We start from the raw sequence: 19,166 nt of genomic DNA, 5'->3' as shown, positions 1-19,166 counted from the left end.
TCCGATGCACATGCACAAACCGGCACCCGCGGTGCCGCTGATCGTCCTCACCGAGGATCGGGCGGTGGGTGCCCACGCCGCGGTCCTCTTCGACGCCGGTGCGCCCCTGGCCGTCGTCAGCAGCGCCTACTCCGACGTCGTGCCCTACATGCTCGGCAACAACGGGCATACGGTCGCGCTCGTCGCCGACGTCGATGACCCCGAGCAGCTCGCCGCTGCCATCCGCACCGTCGAATCCCGGCTGGGCCCGGTCGGATCGGTTGTGCGTTACCGCTCCGATCTGCCGGCCGAGGCATTTCCTTCGGTGACCGCCGCCTGACCACCCCCGACGCCCGTCTCCACTGCCCGCCCACGGGATGGACGACAGACACCACCGATGCCGTGTAAGCCGATGTAAGAGCGGCGACAGCGCCACCGGTCATGGTGATCACCATGACCACAGCACTCACCACCAGTCCGGCCCGGGGCGGATCGGTTCCCGGAACCGAGCTCGCCATCGAGGCCCACGGACTGGTCAAGACATTCGGACGCAATCGCGCCGTCGACGGCGTGGATCTGGCCGTTCCCACCGGTTCGGTGTACGGCGTACTCGGACCCAACGGGGCCGGGAAGACGACGACGGTCAGCATGCTGGCCACCCTGCTACGCCCGGACGCGGGTACCGCGAAGGTGTTCGGCTACGACGTCGTCGCCGACGCGGTCGCCGTGCGTTCACTGGTCGGCGTCACCGGGCAGTACGCCTCGGTCGACGAGGACCTCACCGCCACCCAGAACCTCGTCGTGTTCGCCCGGCTCCTCGGATTCTCCCGCAAGGCCGCCCGGACCCGCGCCGACGAACTTCTCGAGGAGTTCTCCCTCAACGATGCCGCCGACCGCCCGCTGAAGAACTTCTCCGGCGGGATGCGCCGTCGCCTCGATCTCGCGGCGAGCCTCATCGACACCCCGCCCCTGTTGTTCCTCGACGAGCCGACCACCGGCCTCGATCCGCGGACCCGCGCGCAGATGTGGGACACCATCCGCAACCTGGTGCGGCGCGGATCGACGGTCCTGCTCACCACGCAGTACCTCGACGAGGCCGATCAGCTTGCCGACCGCATCGCCGTCATCGATCACGGCCGCGTGATCGCCGACGACACCGCTGACGGACTCAAGAACTCCATCGGCGCGGCCACCTTGCAACTCACCCCGGCCGATCGCGGTGACGCGCCGGCGGTCGCCGCGATCGTCGAGCGGTTTCTCGGTGAACCCGCGTCGCTGTCGGCGGAGGCCGGCCGGATCTCGGCGTCGCTGCACCGACCCGACCTCGTGCCCGACATCCTCATCGCCATGCGTGAGCAGGGCATCACCGTCGACGAGATCAACGTCCAAAAGCCCAGCCTCGACGAGGTTTTCATGACGCTGACCGGCAAACCTGCCGAGGCCGACGAGAACACCGACGAGCCCAGCACCGGATCCACCACCGAGGAGACCCAGCCATGACCACCACCCTCGACCGCACCAGTCCGGCGCCCATCACCACCCGCGATGTCCGCGACAAGGTGAAAACCTCTGTCAGCCTTGCCGAAACGGCACGACAGTCGTTCACCATGGCATATCGCGGAGTTCTCAAGATCCGGCACAATCCGGAGCAGCTGTTCGACGTGACGCTGCAGCCGATCATCTTCACGCTGATGTTCACCTACATCTTCGGCGGTGCCATCAGCGGCAACATCTCGTCCTATCTGCCGGTCATCATCCCCGGCATCATGGTCCAGACCGTGATCACCACGTCGATCGTCACCGGCACCCAGCTCCGCGAGGACATGGACAAGGGCGTCTTCGACCGATTCCGTGCCCTGCCGATCGCGCGTATCAGCCCCCTCGCCGGTGCTCTGCTCGCCGACATGATCCGCTACCTGATCGCGACGACCCTGACCATCGTCATGGGCGTCATCATGGGCTGGCGGCCCGATGTGCTCGGCGCGATCGGCGCGGCGTTGCTGGTCATCCTGTGCAGCTTCGCGATCTCCTGGATCTTCGCCCTCATGGGCTGCCTGATGAGCAAAGCCTCTGCCGTACAGGGTATCTCGATGCTCATCCTGTTCCCGCTGACCTTCATGTCCAACGCCTTCGTACCGGTCGACACGATGCCGGGCTGGTTGCAGGGCTTCGTCAATGTCAATCCCATCAGCCACCTCGTGACCGCGGTCCGTGAGCTCACCGCCAACGGCCACGTCGGCATCCACGTGGTCTGGTCACTGATCGGGGCGGCTGTCATCACCGCGGTGTTCGCGCCGTTGGCAGTACGCGCCTACATGCGCAACGCCTGATCGTTTTCCGGATGTCTCGACGCCAGGATGGTCCGCACCTGCGTGGCCGCCTGGTGTCGAGACATATCGGCGACCACAGCGGACTCGGCCGCCCACTCCGCATCCGAGAAGCCCGTCAGTTCTTGCATGTGGTCGCGTGCGTAGACGAACCCCGGGTAGTCCAGCCGGGCGCGAAGCCGCAGTCCCGCCATCATCAGTCGGGCTCCGTCACCACGAGTCGCCGGGTCGGCGCACAGGGTGTACCCGGCGGCCAGGGCCATCGCGCCGGCCTGCGGCGAGTCACGCCACCCGAACGCCGACAACGTCGCGGCCACCCCCTCGCCGAGAATCGGAAGGTAGCTGCGTGCCCGATCGACTCGGCCCACCCGCATCAATCCGATCACGACGACACTGACCATCATCAGCATCCCGGGATCCTGCGCGCCCAGCGGATGTTCGGTCGCCAGCAGCACGCCCGCCCGGTGATAGAGGCCGCCCGCGACTTCGCTGTTGCCCCGCGCGAATTCGAATTCCGCGTGGGCAAGCATCATCGCGGCGCCGAGTTCCGGATCACCTTGTGGGTCAGGTTGTTCGGGCGTCCATCCGTCGGACAGACCGGCCAATTCGACGGCCGCCGCGGCCAGGTCACCGAGCGCGACCAGCGCCACCACGAGATACGTACGCGTCTGGATCTCGTCGTCGTAGGCGCCGAGCCGGACGAGTTCGTCGATACCCTTGCGGTAGTGCACGACGGCCTCACGCCAGTACGTCTGCTGCCCCAGGATGCCGCCGAGACTGACCTCGACCATCGACGACATCCACGAGTCACCACTCGTCATCGCCCGGTCCTGCAATTCCATTCCGTCGCGCAGCGCGCCCTCGAGATCGCCGAGATTCTCCCGCAGGTTCATCCGGGCCGCGAGGGCCGTCGTCACCACCCGGTCCGCGCTCGCGCCGATCCCACGGACGATGTGGCGCACCGCCCCGAGGGGGGTCCGGCTCAGCGCACACGCCGACAACAGGTCCATCGGCTCGTCATACGTCGCCTCCGGTCGGTACAGCACGCGCAGGTGAAAGCGGGCGGTGGCGAGCAACCGCACGTCGCGGCGCATCATCACTTGATGCACGCTCGAGGTCATCAGGGTCGCCTGCCAGTCGCGGCGCAGGCCGGCGTCGGACACATTCCGTGGCGGGGTCGGAATTATCGTCAGAATCCTTGTGCCCCAGGACATCACCTCGGCATGTAACCCGCGCGACATCCAGTAGGCGGCGAGTACCGGATAGACACGGATCACCGTGAGCAGTGCATCCGAGAGTTCCTCGGAGCCATGGCGATGAACCTCACCGGCCACCTCATCGAGGCAGCCGCGCAGCACCCAGGCAAGATTTTCCGCGTCCGCGGCGACCGTGGCCACGAGGACGTCGTCGACCCCCTCGTCGTAGCGTGCGGTCACCGCGCCGGAGAAGTCGCGGGCCCAACGCCACATACTCTGTTGCACCTGCACGGACTGTGCCGGCGAGGCCGCGAGCTTGTCCTCACCGAATTCGCGCACGGTCTCCAGCATCCGGTACCGCACCCGCCCGTCACTCTCGACGACGGTGAGCAACGACTGGTTGGCCAGTGCGGCGAGGGTGTCGTGGAGCCGGAACCCGCGGTAGCCCAACACCGTCTGCGCGGCATCGGCGTCGAACCCGCCGGGGAATCGGCACAGCCGCGTCAGTGCGACACGCGCGTCGTCGTCGAGGAGTTCCCAACTCCAGTCGATGACCGCATACAGGGTGCGATGCCGGTCGGGCGCACCGCGATCGGCGCCGCGCAGCAACGCGAATCGCTCGACGAGCCGCGCGCGGATCTCCTCGACGGTCATGGTCCGGATCCGTGCGGCCGCAAGCTCGATCGCGAGCGGCAGACCGTCGAGATGCCGGCACAGCTCTGCGACGTGTTCGGGCTCCAGCACCGCATCTGGTCGTACTGCGCGGGCGCGGGCGGTGAACAATTTCACCGCCGATCCCGCGGCGTGCGCGTCGAGGGTCGGCAGCAGATGAATGCGCTCGGCGGCCAGCATCAGGGGTGCGCGGCTGGTGACCACCACCCGGATGGTGTCGTCGGCCGCCAACAGGTCGGCCACGACCTGGGCGCAACGCTCGATGACCTGCTCACAGTTGTCGAGGATCAACAACACATCGCGGCCCCGGATCGCGTCGAGGAGCCGGGCTTGCAGATCCCCGACATTCAGCCGCGGACGATTGCCGCTGAGGTCGGCCTCGCCGACGCCGAGCGCCGCCGCGATGGCGGGCACGACGTCGTCGTCTGCGCGGATCGGCGCCAGCGGCACATAGAACACCGACGCCCCGGCCTCGACGAGTAGATGACCCACGCGATTGGCCACCCGCGTCTTGCCGACGCCGCCGGGACCCTGGATCGTGACCACGCGACTCTCGTCGAACGCGGCCACGATCGCGTCGACGTCATCTTGTCTGCCGATGAGTTCGGTGGTGTCGGAGAGCAGGCCGGCGCCACGCCCCAACCGGGTCGGGCGTGCGGCATCGGTGGGCCCGGGCACCGCCGCGCCGCCGGAGCCGGCCAGCAACTCGTTGTACAGGGTGGTGATCGGAGCACCGGGGTCGACGCCGAGTTCGGCCGAGAGTCGTCGACGCAGCGCGCCGTAGACAGCGATCGCATCGGCACCACGCCCCTGATCGGCCAGCACCTGCATCAGGTCGAGGTGCGCGGTCTCATCGAGAGGATCGGTATGACAACGTCTTTCGGCAATCATGCGTGCGGTGGCCGAGTCACCCGACCGCCTCGCCGCAGCGAACCGCGACCTATCGAGGCGATCGGAGAGCTCTTGCGCGCGGGCACCCAGCCGGTCGACGAGGCCGCCGGGGGCGTCGATCCCGAGATCGTCTCCCGGTGCGCCCCGCCACCATCGCGCGGCCCGGCGCAGAGTCGGGTCATCGTCGGCGCCGGCCAGCTCGTCCACCACGTCCAGATCGGTTCGGCAGCCCACCAGCCGATAGCCGCTGCCCGAACCCTGAAGGTGCTCGGAACCGAGGAGTTGACGCAGCCTCGAGATCTGGGTGTGCAGCGCCGCGGCCGGCGACCGCGGCGGCTCGTCACCCCACACATCGGCGATGAGCCGGTCGGCCGAGCGCGTCCGCCCGTCGGCGAGCGCCAGCGAGGCCAGTAGCCGTTTGGCGCGGATTCCCGGGACCGGTCTGACCGACGGGATCTCCGAATCCGAATCAGGGTGCGACGCAGCGATGATCGAAACCGGACCGAGCAGCCCGATGATCACGTCCCCTTCGTTCGCCACCCCGCCAGCGTAGTGGAACCGATGGCCGGAGATTTCCTACAGCCATGTCCCGGCGACGCAGCACTCGCTACTGTCGAGCGATGGCACGCACGTATGATCTCGAACCCTTTGACCTCGACTTCTTCGACTCGGCACCGATCTCCTACCGGATCGAGGTGAACATCCCCGTGTCGCCACAGCGCGCGTGGGCGGAGTTGACCCGGCAACACACCCTCGACTGGTGCAAGGCCATCAAGTCGGTCGAGTTCACCTCCGCGGCCCCGTACGGGGTCGGCACCACCCGCCGCGCGAGGCTGGCGCCGGGGTTCGTGACGCTCTCGGAGTATTTCTTCGACTGGACCGAGGAGCCGGCGAACGCCACGTACCGCAACGCCTTCCGCGTCGCGTCGGTCAACGTTCCGGGGATGCGGCGGTTCGGCGAGTACACCGAGGTCACCCCGGCGGCGGTCGGTGCACGCCTGGTGTGGACGTTCGCGCTCGAACTCGGTCCGTCGCGCGCCCTCAACGCGTTCTCCAATCCGGCGTCGGTGCCGGTCTTCAAGACGATCGAGTCCGACACCCTGCGGCACTTCGCGCACCTGAGCCCACAGACCTGACCGACGATGCCGGTCGGCAGACAGCGCGTTCAGCGCAGAAAACCCGCCCGGACCAGGGCCGCCCGCACCACGGCCTGATGATCGGGCCCGCGGGTCTCGGCGCTCACCGTCACCTGCACCTCGCCGAGCGCAAGCCCTTGCGCCACACGCGAATGCACGACGTCGACCACGCTGGCGCCCTGCTCGCGCAGCATGTCCAACAGCGAGATGAGACCACCGGGACGATCGGGCACGGTGGCGGTGACGGTCAGAAAGCGGCCTGCTGCGCGCAGGCCCGTCGTAGTGACGTGACTGAGGACGAGCGGATCGATGTTGCCGCCCGACGCCACCACGCACACCTGCCCCGACAACTCGCCGCAGACGCCCTCGACGACGGCGGCCACCCCGGCCGCGCCGGCCGGTTCGACGAGGAGCTTGGCCCGCTCGAGTATGAGCAGTAGAGCTCTCGCCAACGCGTTCTCGGGCACCGTCACCACCTCGTCGACGAGTTCGGTGACATGCGCGAACGGCACGTCACCGGGTCGCGCCACCGCGATGCCGTCGGCCATGGTGTTCATCCGCGTCGCCGCCACCGGCGCACCGCGTGCGAGCGATTGCGGCCACGCCGCCGCCTGCGCGGCCTGCACGCCGATGATCCGAACGTCCGGGCGCACCGGCTTGACCGCTGCCGCGATCCCGGCGATCAGTCCCCCACCACCGAGCGGCACCACGATCGTCGACACGTCGGGCATCTGCTCGCAGATCTCGACACCGACCGTCGCCTGCCCGGTCACGATGTCGCGATGATCGAACGGATGGATCAGGACCGCACCGGTCCGGTCGGCGAATTCGGATGCGGCGAGCAGGGATTCGTCGATGGTGGCTCCGACGAGTTCGACCTCGGCGCCGTAGGCGCGGGTGGCCGCGATCTTGGGCAGCGCCGCCCCGACCGGCATGTACACGCGCGCCGAGATACCCAGGCTGCTCGCCGACCACGCGACGCCCTGCGCATGATTGCCGGCGCTCGCGGCGACGACGCCCCGCTCACGCTCCTCGGCGGAGAGCCGACTGATCCGGTAGTAGGCGCCGCGTGGTTTGAAAGACCCTGTGCGCTGCAGGTTTTCACACTTGAGCCAGACATCGGCGTCGGCGCGTTCGCTCAGGACCCGCGAGGCAACCATGGGTGTGCGGCGCATGACCGGGGCCAATGCCGCGACGGCGTGGGCGATCTCGGCCTCGGTGATCAACATGGTGCACGCCAAATTACCCGCCCTGCGCGGTCACCGCAGCCGAAGCCGGCCGGCTACTGCAGGGCCTGCTCCAGGTCGCCGAGGATGTCGTCGATGTCCTCGATGCCCACCGACAGACGCACCAGATTGGCCGGGACCTCCAGCAGCGAGCCGGCCGTCGACGCGTGCGTCATGGCACCGGGATGTTCGATGAGGGATTCGATGCCGCCGAGGGATTCGGCGAGGGTGAACACCTCGGTGCGCGCACAGAACTTCTTGGCCTCCTCGATGCCGCCGGAGACCAGCACCGACACCATCCCGCCGAAGCGCTTCATCTGCTTGCCGGCGATCTCGTTGCCCGGATGGGTTGTCAGTCCCGGGTACAGCACGCGTTCGATGTGGTCGTGGTTCGAGAGGTAGTCGACGACGGCTTCGGCGTTGTCGCAGTGCTTTTCCATCCGCACGGCGAGGGTCTTGATGCCGCGAATGGTCAGGTAGGCGTCGAACGGTCCGGGCACCGCACCGGCCCCGTTCTGCAAGAAGGCGAACGCGTCGTCGAGTTCGGCATCGTTGGTCACCAACGCCCCGCCGACGACGTCGGAGTGGCCGCCCAGGTATTTGGTGGTCGAATGCAGCGCCACGTCGGCGCCGAGCACCAACGACTGCTGCAGGTACGGCGTGGCAAAGGTGTTGTCCACCACCAGTTTTGCGTTCGCCTCGTGGGCGATCTGGGCGAGTTGCTCGATGTCACCGACGTTGAGCAGCGGGTTGGTGGGGGTCTCCACCCAGACCAGCTTGGTCTGCGGCGTGATCGCCGCGCGGACGGCGTCGGCGTCGGTCACCGGGGCCACCGAGTAGGTGATGCCCCACTGCGTGAAGACCTTGTCGATCAGCCGGAAGGTGCCGCCATATGCGTCATTGGGGATCACCAGGTGATCGCCGGGACGCAGCGTGGCGCGCAACAACGCGTCGGTGGCCGCCATGCCGGAGGCGAATCCTCGTCCGTAGGTGCCACTTTCGATGGCTGCGAGGTTCGCCTCGAGCACTCGGCGCGTCGGATTTCCGGTGCGGGCGTACTCGAATCCGTCACGCAGGCCGCCGACCCCGTCCTGGGCGAAAGTCGAACTGGCGTAGATCGGTACGTTGACGGCCCCGGTGCGGGCGTCGGGATCGTAACCGGCGTGGATGGCTTCGGTGGCGAAGCCGCGGCGGCGGCGGTGCAGGCTCACGTGAGAACTCCTCGCTGAGTGGACGTCGGGTGCCGGGTCAGCCGGCGGTGATGGTCGGATGGGTGCTGACGAAGGCCAGTAGATCGTGGCGGGTGATGACGCCGGTCGGTTTGCCGTCCTCGACGACCATCAGCGCGTCGGTGTCCGAGAGCGCCTTGGTCGCCGCCGAGACCGGTTCGCCGGCCCCGATGAGCGGGAATGGTTCTCCCATGTGCGCCGAGACCGGATCGGCCAGACTGGCGCGTCCCTCGAACACCGCACTCAGCAGATCCCGCTCGGTGACCGCACCGGCCACCTCACCGGCCATCACCGGGGGTTCGGCACCGACGACCGGCATCTGCGATACACCGTATTCGCGCAGGATCTCGATGGCATCGCGCAGCGTCTCCGACGGGTGGGTGTGCACCAGATCGGGCATTGCCCCGGTCTTGCCGCGCAGCACGTCGCCGACGAGGGGTTCGGTGGCCTTCGCGTCGAGCGGGGTGCGCAGGAAGCCGTAGCTGCTCATCCACTCGTCGTTGAAGATCTTGGCCATATAGCCGCGTCCGCCGTCGGGCAGCAGGACGACGACGACGGCGTCGGGGCCCTCGCGCCGCGCGACCTCCAGTGCGGCGACGACGGCCATCCCGCACGATCCGCCGACGAGCAGACCCTCTTCGCGGGCCAGGCGCCGGGTCATGTCGAACGAATCGGCGTCGGAGACCGCGATGATCTCGTCGGGCACGCTCGGGTCGTAGGCCGCCGGCCAGAAGTCCTCGCCGACGCCCTCGACCAGGTAGGGCCGGCCGGTGCCGCCGGAGTAGACCGACCCCTCGGGATCGACGCCGACCACCTTGACCGAACCGCCCGAGACCTCCTTGAGGTAGCGCCCGGTGCCGGTGATGGTCCCGCCGGTCCCGACGCCGGCCACGAAGTGGGTGACCGTGCCGTCGGTGTCGGCCCAGATCTCCGGGCCGGTCGTCTCGTAGTGACTCTGCGGTCCGGCCGGGTTGGCGTACTGGTTGGGTTTCCAGGCGCCGTCGATCTCCCGGACCAGCCGGTCGGAGACGTTGTAGTAGCTGTCGGGATGCTCCGGGGCCACGGCCGTGGGGCAGACGACGACCTCGGCCCCGTAGGCGCGCAGCACATTGCGCTTGTCCTCGCCGACCTTGTCGGGGCACACGAACACGCAGTGGTAGCCGCGCTGCTGCGCGACCAGGGCCAGCCCGACGCCGGTGTTGCCGGAAGTGGGTTCGACGATCGTGCCGCCGGGCTTGAGTTCACCGGATTTCTCGGCCGCCTCGATCATCCGCAGGGCGATGCGGTCCTTGCTGCTGCCCCCGGGATTGAGGTACTCCACCTTGGCCGCGACGATGCCCGAACCGGGCGTGACCACCGAATTGAGTTTGACCAGGGGTGTGTTGCCCACCAGGTCGACGACGTGATTGGCGATGCGCATGACCTCATGGTCCCAGAACGACGCCCGAGAGTTCCATCCGACGTCGGTTCGGCCATCGCCGCGCGCCCTCCGGCTCGCCGACATGCGGATCCACCGGTGGCTCCCGGGTTGATCGCTACGCTGGCAGTCGTGACCGGTCCGCACTCCACCGACCACCGCCTGCTTCGAGATCTCGGAACCACCGCCGCCGCGGCCACCACCGCCGCGGGACTCACGTGGGGCGGCTACAACCTGCTCGTCTGGCAGGCCCAAAAGGTCCGCACCGTCATCCCGCATCGCACCGACGACGCCCCCGATGGTGACGGCATCTACCGTCGCGACGGCAGCGGGCCGCACCGCGTCACCCGCGACAACCGCGCCGAGATCGGATTGCATCTTGCGGTTTTCGGTGACTCCACCGCGGCCGGACTCGGCGCCGACACCGGCGTGCAGACACCGGGCGCACGCCTGGCCCGGCGCGTGGCACTCGACACCGGCCAGGTGGTCCGATACAGCAACAAGGCGATCGTGGGCGCCACGTCGAAGGGGTTGGGCGCCCAGATCGATGCCATGCTGATCGCCGGCGATCACCCCGACGTCGCGGTGATCCTCGTCGGCGCGAACGACGTCACCGCACGCAACGGCATTCGCACCTCGGCCAGTCGGCTCGGCGCCGCGGTCACCCGGTTGCGGACCATCGACACCGAAGTGATCGTCGGGACCTGCCCGGACTTCGGGGTGATCACCGCGATCCCGCAGCCGTTGCGCAGCGTCCTGCGGGTGTGGGGAATGCGGCTGGCCGCGCGCCAGAAGGCCGCGGTGCTCTCGGCCGGCGGCCGCGCGGTGCCGATGGCCGATCTGCTCTCCGAGGATTTCCGGGACGCCCCAGATCGGATGCTCTCCTTCGACAGGTATCACCCGTCGGCCGACGGTTACGAACTCGCCGCCGACATCCTCCTGCCCGAAGTCCTTGCCGCCCTGGGCCAGTGGGGTCCCGAGCCGCTGCCGCAACCGCCCGAGGTGTCGCCGTCGGTGGACAACAGCAAACTCACCGACAAGATCCTGCGGGTCGCGCGCGACGTGCGATGAGCCCCGGCCGGGCACGCGACCCGGCGATCGTTCACTCTGCGCGGGCGTCCGGTAGGAGAAGTGCGGCCACCGCACCGGCCGCCGCCAGCGCGCTCGCCCACCAGAACGCGTCGCTGAATCCGGTGCCCGCGCCCATCCCGGCGGTGAGCACCACGGCCAGCAACGCCGTCCCGAACGACCCGCCCACCTGCTGAAATGCCCTGGTCAGCATGCTCACATCGTGTCGGGCGGCTCCCGGCAGGCCCATGAATCCGGCGGCCATGACCGGCGAGAGCAACGTGCCCAGGCCGAATCCGCGAACCAGCAGCACCACCATCAACCAGATGGTGTTCGTATGCGCCCCGGCGAATGCGAAGGGCACCGTCGCGAGGGCCACCACCGCGAAGCCGGTGACGGCCACCCATCGGGCCCCGATGGTGTCGGTCAGGCGGCCGGCGAGGCTGCGTGTGGCCAGCGCCCCGACTCCCTGCGGGATCAGCAGCAGCGCCGCCTGCAGCACCGAGTCGCCGCGCACCTGCTGAAAGTACAACGGCATCAACAGCATCACGCCGGCCGACGCGATACCGAAGAAGCACAGGCCCACCGACGACGCGGTGACCGATCGCCGCCGCAGTTCACGCACGTTGACCAGGGGCCGGCCGGATGTGCGCAGCGCGTGCCAGGTGAACCCGGCCAACAGCACCGCGCCGATGACCACCGGAACGACGACGTCGGCCCGGCCGATTCCATTGTGCGCGTTGGACAATCCCAGCAGGAGCGCGATGAGACCCGGTGCCAGCAGGAGTAGCCCTGGCACGTCCAGTCGCGTGCCCGCCGTCTTGTCGGAGGGAATGCGCCGGGCGAGGATCAGCGCGAGGATGCACAGCGGCACGTTCACCAGGAACAGCCAGCGCCAGTTGAGCCAGTTCAGGATGACGCCGCCGACGACGGGTCCGAGAATGGGTCCGAGCGCCGTCGGCAGACTCACCATCGCCACCATGCGCCCGAGTGCCACCCCACCGGAGGCCGCCACCAGGATCGAGGTCATCAGCGGCATGATCAGGCCGGCACCGAGTCCCTGCAGCACCCGAAACGCGATGAGCGAGCCGATGTTCCACGATGCCGCACACGCCACCGAGCCCGCGAAGAAGAGGCCGAGGCCGGCCGTCCACGCGGCCCGGGAGCCGAATCGGGTGGCGGTCCAGCCCGCGAGGGGCACCGCGACGGCGAGCGCGAGCAGATACCCGGTACTCACCCATTGCACGGTGCTCAGCGGCGCGTGCAGATCACGACTCAACCCGGTGAGCGCGATGGTCACGATCGTCATGTCGAGGACCGGGGCCACCAGGCCGGCGATGACGGCCCAGGCGACGCGGCGCGCCTGGGGCGGGATCCCTTGCTCCGACGGGGATGGGACACGCGCAGTCTCGGTGGACATCGCACTCCTCGATTCGTTCAGAAGTCAATAAGATACATTCTCGTATCTTCTATCCACACACTATGCCGCTCGGTTAAGATACGCAAGTGGATCTTGATGACCCGGACAAGCCGACCCGACGACGCGGCGCCGAACTCGAAGCGGCGATCCTCGACGCCGCGTGGGAGCAGCTCCGCGAGCGCGGATACGGCGGGCTGACGTTCGAGGCGGTCGCCGAACGCGCCGGCACCAGCCGGCCGGTGCTCTATCGCCGCTGGTCCAATCGGGCCGAGCTGGTGCGCGCGCTGATCGCGCGCCGCGGCCAGGTGGCCGCACCCATCTACCCCGACACCGGCACGCTGCGGGGCGACGTGCTCGCCGCATTGCGCGACGCCAACCGCAATCGCTCCGACATCGTCGTCATGTTCAGCGCCACCCTCGGCGAGTACTACGCCGAAACCGGCGCCACCCCCGGCGATCTGCGCGCCATCCTGATCGGCGAGCGGACGACCGCCATGGAGAAGATCCTGGATCGCGCCGTGCAGCGCGGCGAGGCAGATCCCGATCGGCTCACACCGCGGGTGGCGGGGCTGCCGTTCTCGCTCTACCGGCACGAGGTATTGATGACACTCGCACCGGTGCCCGACGAGACGCTCGAGCAGATCGTCGACGAGGTCTTCTTGCCGCTGGTGCGTCCCACGACGCCGCCGGGCTCGCCACCGGCCGCGGAGGGCGTGAAGTAACGTGGGCCACATGCCTGAAGCCGTGATCGTTGCCCATGCCCGCTCCCCTATCGGCCGTGCCGCGAAGGGGTCTCTCAAAGACATTCGCCCGGACGAGTTGTCCCGTCAGATGATCGCCGCCGCGCTGGCCAAGGTCCCCGAACTCGACCCGAAGGACATCGAGGACATCCACTGGGGAATCGGCCAGCCCGCCGGGCAGGGCGGCTACAACATCGGCCGCGTGCTCGCCGTCGAGCTCGGCTACGATCACATCCCCGGCGTGACCGTGAACCGCTACTGTTCGTCGTCGCTGCAGACGACCCGGATGGCATTGCACGCCATCCGTTCCGGCGAGGGTGATGTCTTCATCTCCGGCGGCGTGGAGAGCGTCTCGAGCTTCGGGATCTCCGGCGGTGCCGACGGCGCCCCGAACTCCAAGAACCCGAGCTTCGACGACGCGCTCACCCGCACCGAGAAGGCCGCGGCGGGTGGCGCCCCGAAGTGGCACGACCCACGCGAGGACGGCCTCCTGCCCGATGTGTACATCGCGATGGGCCAGACCGCCGAGAACGTCGCCTCCTTCACCGGGATCTCCCGCGAAGACCAGGACCGCTGGGGCGTGCGCAGCCAGAACCGTGCCGAGGAGGCCATCAAGTCCGGCTTCTTCGCGCGCGAGATCGATCCGGTGACCCTGCCCGATGGCACCGTCGTCAGCACCGATGACGGGCCCCGGGCGGGCACCACCTACGAGAAGGTCAGCCAGCTCAAGCCGGTGTTCCGACCCGACGGTGTCATCACCGCAGGCAACGCTTGCCCGCTCAATGACGGTGCGGCCGCCCTGGTGATCATGAGCGACACCAAGGCCAAGGAGCTCGGTCTGACGCCGCTGGCCCGCGTCGTGGCCACCGCCGCCACCGGATTGTCACCGGAGATCATGGGGCTCGGTCCGATCGAGGCGATCCGCAAGGTGCTCAAGGTGTCGGGGATGTCGTTGTCCGACATCGATCTCGTCGAGATCAACGAGGCTTTCGCGGTGCAGGTGCTCGGTTCGGCCGCCACGCTGGGCATCGACCACGACAAGCTCAATGTCTCCGGCGGCGCGATCGCGCTGGGCCACCCGTTCGGCATGACCGGCGCCCGCATCACCACCACACTGCTCAACAACCTGCGGACCCACGACAAGACCTTCGGCATCGAGTCGATGTGCGTCGGCGGCGGTCAGGGCATGGCGATGGTGCTCGAGCGCCTGAGCTGATAGCCACGACAGACGAACAACCCCGCCCCGGAAGATTCCGGGGCGGGGTTGTTCGTTGTCGGTTCTGTGGTCCGCCGCTAACGCGACTGGAAGTAGCTCAGCAGACGCAGGATCTCGACGTAGAGCCAGACCAGGGTGACGGTCAGACCGAGGGCCACACCCCAGGCTGCCCGTTCGGGGGCGCCGGCACGGATGAGGCGGTCGGCGGCGTCGAAGTCGACGAGGAAGCTGAATGCGGCCAGTGCGATACACACCAGCGAGAAGATGATGGCGATCGGGCCGCCGTCGCGCAGGATGCCGGCGCCACCGGTGAACAGGCCCATGATCAGGTTGCCGACCATCAGGACGATGACGCCGATGAGTCCGGCGAACAGCATGCGGGTGAATCGGGGGGTCACCCGGATGGCACCCACCTTGTAGACCAGAAGCATGCCGAAGAACACACCGAAGGTGCCGAGGACGGCCTGCCCGATCAGGGCGCCTGCACTGGTCCCACTGACCACCCAGTTGGCGAAGACGTAGGAGAGGGAGCCGACGAACAAGCCCTCGAACACCGCGTAGGCCAGCACGATGGCCGGGTTGTCCTGCTTGCGTCCGAACGATGCGACGAGCACCAGGACCAGGCCGACGATGGCGCCGACGCCGCAGAGCAGACCGGCGATCGCGGGATTGGCCGAGGAGAGAAAATACGACACGATCGCCGACACCGTCAGCACACCGAGAGTGATGGCCGTCTTGGTGACGACGTCGTCGATGGTCAGCTGCCGCGTCGCCGCCGGCGCGGGCTGCTGGGTGTACGGCGGGACCTGCTGACCGTACTGGCCGCCGTACATGGCTGCCTGACCGGCACCGGCCGCACCGGTGCCGAAGCCCGCATAGCCACCGGCCTTCTGATTGTCGCGGACGACGCCGCGCATCACCGGATTGCTGCTATCTCGCACCTGGCGCTCCCTATCTGAACGTGAGTGGACGTATCTGGACGTGAGTGGACATCTCGTCTCGGGGGAACAACGGGTGATCGCCCCACGGAGTTCCGACTTTACCTTCTCTTGACCATCACTGTCGGGGGCCGGTGCGGGCCCCCGGGCACCGCTGCGGCGTCAGCTATCGCGCAGCCGGGCCAGGAACCCGCGGAGTGCGTCGGGTTCGCGGCACTCGGCAACGCCCATCACCACCCGCCCCAGGCACACCGACCGCAGCATCGTCTCGGCGCGGGCCAGATCGTCACCCCAGTTCAAGCTGGGTTTCGAGATCATCAACGACGCGATGCCGTGCGCGGCGGACCACCATTCGAGGACGATGTCGGCCACCTGCGACGCCGGGAACATACCCGCCTCGGCGAGTTCGCCGACAGTACGCGAGAAGTGCACGAATGCCGATGCGGCGAGTATCTCGTCGACTTTCGAAAGGTTGTCCGCGGTGATCCGGGCGAAGGCCTGGCGGTAGAGCACGGGGGTGTCGAGGGCGAACCGGATGTAGGACATCCCCAGGGACAACGCTCGCTCGAGTGGATCGTCGAGGCCCGCCTCCGCCCGTGCCATCTGCTCGTCGAGTTGCCCGAAATAACGTGCGCACACCGCGTCCAAGAGGGCATCTTTGTCGGCGAAGTGCAGGTAGATCGACGGTGGGGTCACCCCGACCCGGGTCGCCACCGCCCTGATCGACACCGCCGCGGCCTCCTTCTCGTCGAGGAGCAGGTCGGTGGCGGCGTCGATGATCTCGTCGGCCAGCAGCTCACCCGACCCGCGGGGAGATCGGGTTCGCCGCCTCTGGATACTCACGGGACTCCTGTTCAGGGGGTGCGGGCTGATCGGGGGTGGGCTGGTCGGACGGTCGCGGGTCGGTGGTGGGTGGTCGGTCGGGGCCGCCCTCGGACAATCCGATGCGATCGTGCAGAGCTCGCAACGGCCGCGGGGCCCACCAGTTGGCCCGCCCGGCGATCCGCATGAACGCCGGCACCAACAACATCCTGATGATCGTCGCATCCATCAATACCGCCAATGTCAGGCCCACGCCGAACATCCGCATGAACGACACCTCCGACGCGGCAATTCCGGCGAACACGATGCTCATCAACAGCGCAGCCGCGGTGACCACCCGACCGGTGCGTGCGAGGCCGACGGCCACAGCGTGGTCGTTGGCCTTGCGCGTCCGGTCCGAGGCGAGCCATTCCTCCCGGATACGCCCGAGCAGGAACACCTCGTAGTCCATCGACAAGCCGAAGGAAATGCAGAACATCAGTACCGGCATCGTCGCCACCAGGTATCCGGTCGCGGTGGTGCCGAGCCCGCCGAGGTGCCCGTCCTGGAAGAACCACACCATCGCGCCGAACGTCGCCGACAACGACAGCACGTTGAGGACCAGCGCCTTGAGCGGGAGCACGACACTACCGGTGAACAAGAAGAGCAGGATGAAGGTCGCGATCGCGATCACGCCGAGTACCCACGGCAGATGCCCGTAGATGGAGTCGACGGTGTCGGTGTTGGTGGCTTGTAGCCCCGCGAATTGTGCGGTCATGCCCGCCGGTACCGCGACCGCACGTAGCGCGGTGAGCTCGGCGGCGCCGGCGTCGGTCAGGGGCTCGGCACTGCCGGTCACCGACAACAATGCGGTGGCCTGATCGCCACCCGTGCCGATGTGGAGGTCGGCCGGCTGCGGCGGCGCCACCTGCCGTCCCTCGACAAAGGTGCCCGCGGCTCCCGACACCGAGCTCACACCGTCGGCGCGGGACAGTGCCTGTGCGTATTCGGTCCTGGCCTGTGCGTCACCCCCGGTCACGACGACAGTCGTTGCGCCGGAAAGGTTTTCGGTGAACTCGGTACGGGTCTCCTGTGTCACCTGATGCACCGAGGCGTCTTTGGGTAAGACGCGGTCGTCGGGGAAGCCGAAGGTGATCGACGCGAACGGTGCACCGAGCACGAGCAGTATCAAGATCACTGCTGCACCCACCGGAACGGCGTGCCGCAGTACCCAACTGACGAATCGGTACCACGCGGACCGTTCGATCGGCACGGAGGTCGGTGGCGGGCGCCGGAACAGTCGGCGGGCGGCGCGGCGGACGTCGAGGGCGTCGATCCGGGCGCCGAGCAATACCAGGATCGCGGGGGTGAGCACGAGGGCGGCGACCACCGCCACGACCACGACGCCGAGGCCGGCATACGCAAACGATCGCAGGAAATACATCGGGAAGATCGCCAAGGCGCACAACGACAATGCGACGGTGATGGCGGAGAATGCGACGGTGCGTCCGGCGGTGTGCATCATCACCCCGATCGCCGAGCGGGTGTCGCGGCCGGCGGCCAGCTCTTCGCGATATCGGGTGACCAGCAGCAGCGTGTAGTCGATGGCCAGCGCCAAACCCATTGCGGTGGTGAGGTTCAGCGCGAAGATCGAGACATCGGTCAGTGATCCGATGACGCGCAGCATCGCGAAGGTCACCACGATCGCGACCACACCGACGAGGATCGGCAGCAGCGCCGCCACCACTCCCCCGAACACGATGATCAGGACCAGGAAGCTGATCGGGATCGCGATGGCCTCGGCGACGGCGAGGTCACGTGTGGTCTGTTCGTTGACGTCATGGAAGACCATCGCCTGACCGCCGGCGCGGATGGTGATGCCGTCGCGAGTGCCGCTGTAGTGCTGGGCGATCTCGTCGGCGTAGCGCGGTGCGTCGTTCTCACCACCGGCGATGGTCGCAACGATGAGCGCCGACGACTTGTCCTTGCTCAACAATGCGGGCGCCAAGTCAGGATTGGTCCAGACCGACACGATCTGTTGCTGCACGTGGCTATTGGCGGATAGTTCGGAAATGATCTGCCGTCCGGTGGCGACAGCCGCCGGATCGGTCGCCATGTCCGTGCCCGGCGCACCGTCGAGTTTGAGGACGATCTGTGGACCGCCGCGACCGAAGGTGTCGTCGATGACCGCGGCGGCTTTGGCGGATTCGGAATTCGGATCCTCGTAGCCGCCGGCGAGTAAGTGACTCGCCGCCGACGCGCCGTAGAGACCGCCACCCACGAGGAGGATGAAGGCCACGGCCAGAACGCTTTTCGGGAAACCGGTCACAAGTCGGGTCAGACGATCCAGCATGGCCACTCCAGCCGTGGAAGGACGGTTACCCCCGTTAAGTTATCGGTAGTAAGTCAGCGCGTCAACCCTTTTGTCCATCGTTTGACGACGCGAATGTGGGTCGGCCGCGGGCACAAGGGACTCAGCCGTCCATCCGCCGACGCCGACACAACGCACTCGTGGCATGCTGTGGGTCGCGCCCCTATAGCCCAATTGGCAGAGGCAGCGGACTTAAAATCCGCACAGTGTCGGTTCGAGTCCGACTGGGGGCACCAGGCTTCCGCAGTTTCGCACCAGGACCACTTGGTTCATTCCGAACGTCAGCGTGGGTGGGTGGTGATGGTCTGTCCGGTATCGCGGTGACGCCAGGTGACGGTGCGGTCGATGTTCAACGTGGGCCGCCAGATTTCCAAATGTTTGCGTTGATGATCGGGACGGCACAACGGAATCAGATCCGCGGGCAGCGTCCAACCCCCGGCCCGCGGATCGGCATGATCGAACGCCACCACATGGTCGAGTTCACACGCCTCCGCAGGCATGCCGCAGTACGGGAACCGACACCACAGATCGGTACCCAA

The 19,166-nt window shown here is 67.7% G+C and carries 16 protein-coding genes and 1 tRNA gene; 8 read left to right on the top strand and 9 right to left on the bottom strand.

Going from position 1 to position 19,166, the window contains the following annotated elements; translation table 11 throughout:
- Positions 1-10 precede the first annotated feature (10 nt).
- The 3 genes from ACPXB3_RS11765 to ACPXB3_RS11755 all read left to right on the top strand — a co-directional run bounded on the left by ACPXB3_RS11765 (position 11) and on the right by ACPXB3_RS11755 (position 2,309).
- Entirely contained in the window at positions 11-319 is a 309-nt protein-coding gene (locus ACPXB3_RS11765; RefSeq protein WP_425705165.1) for a hypothetical protein, read from the top strand.
- Positions 320-432: 113 nt separating this feature from the next.
- Positions 433-1,479, top strand: coding sequence for an ATP-binding cassette domain-containing protein (locus tag ACPXB3_RS11760; protein ID WP_425705138.1), 1,047 nt, complete (start codon positions 433-435; stop codon positions 1,477-1,479).
- Positions 1,476-2,309: an ABC transporter permease gene (locus ACPXB3_RS11755; RefSeq protein ID WP_425705139.1), complete on the top strand. Its 834-nt coding sequence runs from the start codon at positions 1,476-1,478 to the stop codon at positions 2,307-2,309. Before ACPXB3_RS11760 ends, ACPXB3_RS11755 begins: the two co-directional genes overlap by 4 nt.
- Here the strand turns inward: ACPXB3_RS11755 and ACPXB3_RS11750 are convergent.
- On the bottom strand, positions 2,291-5,605 hold the full coding sequence (locus ACPXB3_RS11750; protein ID WP_425705140.1) for a BTAD domain-containing putative transcriptional regulator: 3,315 nt from the start codon (positions 5,603-5,605) through the stop codon (positions 2,291-2,293). The genes ACPXB3_RS11755 and ACPXB3_RS11750 overlap by 19 nt on opposite strands.
- A gap of 80 nt (positions 5,606-5,685) precedes the next feature.
- Here ACPXB3_RS11750 and ACPXB3_RS11745 point away from each other — a divergent pair, with 80 nt between their 5' ends.
- Positions 5,686-6,201 (top strand): SRPBCC family protein, encoded by a 516-nt coding sequence (locus ACPXB3_RS11745; RefSeq protein WP_425705141.1) that lies wholly within the window; start codon positions 5,686-5,688, stop codon positions 6,199-6,201.
- Between the two features lie 29 nt (positions 6,202-6,230).
- Here the strand turns inward: ACPXB3_RS11745 and ilvA are convergent, their stop codons facing one another.
- Genes ilvA through ACPXB3_RS11730 form a run of 3 tightly spaced genes read right to left on the bottom strand, consistent with a single transcriptional unit; the run spans position 6,231 to position 10,076 of the window.
- A complete protein-coding gene (ilvA, locus tag ACPXB3_RS11740) occupies positions 6,231-7,430 on the bottom strand; it encodes a threonine ammonia-lyase (RefSeq protein ID WP_425705142.1) in 1,200 nt (399 codons plus the stop codon).
- Between the two features lie 53 nt (positions 7,431-7,483).
- Positions 7,484-8,638, bottom strand: a complete 1,155-nt coding sequence (locus ACPXB3_RS11735; protein WP_425705143.1) for a cystathionine gamma-synthase — start codon at positions 8,636-8,638, stop codon at positions 7,484-7,486.
- 37 nt (positions 8,639-8,675) lie between these two features.
- On the bottom strand, positions 8,676-10,076 hold the full coding sequence (locus ACPXB3_RS11730) for a cystathionine beta-synthase (protein ID WP_425705144.1): 1,401 nt from the start codon (positions 10,074-10,076) through the stop codon (positions 8,676-8,678).
- Between the two features lie 129 nt (positions 10,077-10,205).
- Between ACPXB3_RS11730 and ACPXB3_RS11725 the strand changes: the two genes are divergently transcribed.
- The gene (locus ACPXB3_RS11725; RefSeq protein ID WP_425705145.1) at positions 10,206-11,144 is read left to right on the top strand and encodes an SGNH/GDSL hydrolase family protein; all 939 of its coding nucleotides are present in this window, start codon (positions 10,206-10,208) and stop codon (positions 11,142-11,144) included.
- A gap of 31 nt (positions 11,145-11,175) precedes the next feature.
- Here the strand turns inward: ACPXB3_RS11725 and ACPXB3_RS11720 are convergent, their stop codons facing one another.
- Positions 11,176-12,561, bottom strand: coding sequence for an MDR family MFS transporter (locus ACPXB3_RS11720; RefSeq protein ID WP_425727706.1), 1,386 nt, complete (start codon positions 12,559-12,561; stop codon positions 11,176-11,178).
- A gap of 86 nt (positions 12,562-12,647) precedes the next feature.
- Here ACPXB3_RS11720 and ACPXB3_RS11715 point away from each other — a divergent pair, with 86 nt between their 5' ends.
- Positions 12,648-13,283: a TetR/AcrR family transcriptional regulator gene (locus ACPXB3_RS11715; RefSeq protein ID WP_425705147.1), complete on the top strand. Its 636-nt coding sequence runs from the start codon at positions 12,648-12,650 to the stop codon at positions 13,281-13,283.
- A 10-nt stretch (positions 13,284-13,293) separates the two neighbouring features.
- Complete coding sequence (locus tag ACPXB3_RS11710; protein ID WP_425727705.1) at positions 13,294-14,517, top strand: acetyl-CoA C-acetyltransferase; 1,224 nt, start codon at positions 13,294-13,296, stop codon at positions 14,515-14,517.
- 77 nt (positions 14,518-14,594) lie between these two features.
- Here the strand turns inward: ACPXB3_RS11710 and ACPXB3_RS11705 are convergent, their stop codons facing one another.
- From ACPXB3_RS11705 to ACPXB3_RS11695, 3 genes are all read right to left on the bottom strand, one after another.
- Entirely contained in the window at positions 14,595-15,458 is an 864-nt protein-coding gene (locus tag ACPXB3_RS11705; RefSeq protein WP_425705149.1) for a Bax inhibitor-1/YccA family protein, read from the bottom strand.
- Between the two features lie 159 nt (positions 15,459-15,617).
- Positions 15,618-16,298 (bottom strand): TetR/AcrR family transcriptional regulator, encoded by a 681-nt coding sequence (locus tag ACPXB3_RS11700; protein ID WP_425727704.1) that lies wholly within the window; start codon positions 16,296-16,298, stop codon positions 15,618-15,620.
- Positions 16,252-18,609, bottom strand: coding sequence for an MMPL family transporter (locus tag ACPXB3_RS11695; protein ID WP_425727703.1), 2,358 nt, complete (start codon positions 18,607-18,609; stop codon positions 16,252-16,254). Before ACPXB3_RS11695 ends, ACPXB3_RS11700 begins: the two co-directional genes overlap by 47 nt.
- 177 nt (positions 18,610-18,786) lie before the next feature.
- On the opposite strand from ACPXB3_RS11695, the gene ACPXB3_RS11690 reads away from it, so the two are divergent.
- Positions 18,787-18,863: transfer RNA gene (locus ACPXB3_RS11690), tRNA-Leu, on the top strand.
- Between the two features lie 45 nt (positions 18,864-18,908).
- On the opposite strand, the gene ACPXB3_RS11685 is transcribed toward ACPXB3_RS11690, so the two are convergent.
- The coding region (locus tag ACPXB3_RS11685) for an HNH endonuclease signature motif containing protein (RefSeq protein ID WP_425727702.1) at positions 18,909-19,166 on the bottom strand (258 nt) is incomplete at its 5' end.

The sequence above is a fragment of the Gordonia sp. DT219 genome (assembly GCF_049847065.1).
Lineage (GTDB): Bacteria > Actinomycetota > Actinomycetes > Mycobacteriales > Mycobacteriaceae > Gordonia.
Note: the sequence above shows the minus strand (reverse complement) of the source record. Positions and strands in the feature narration are given on the sequence as shown.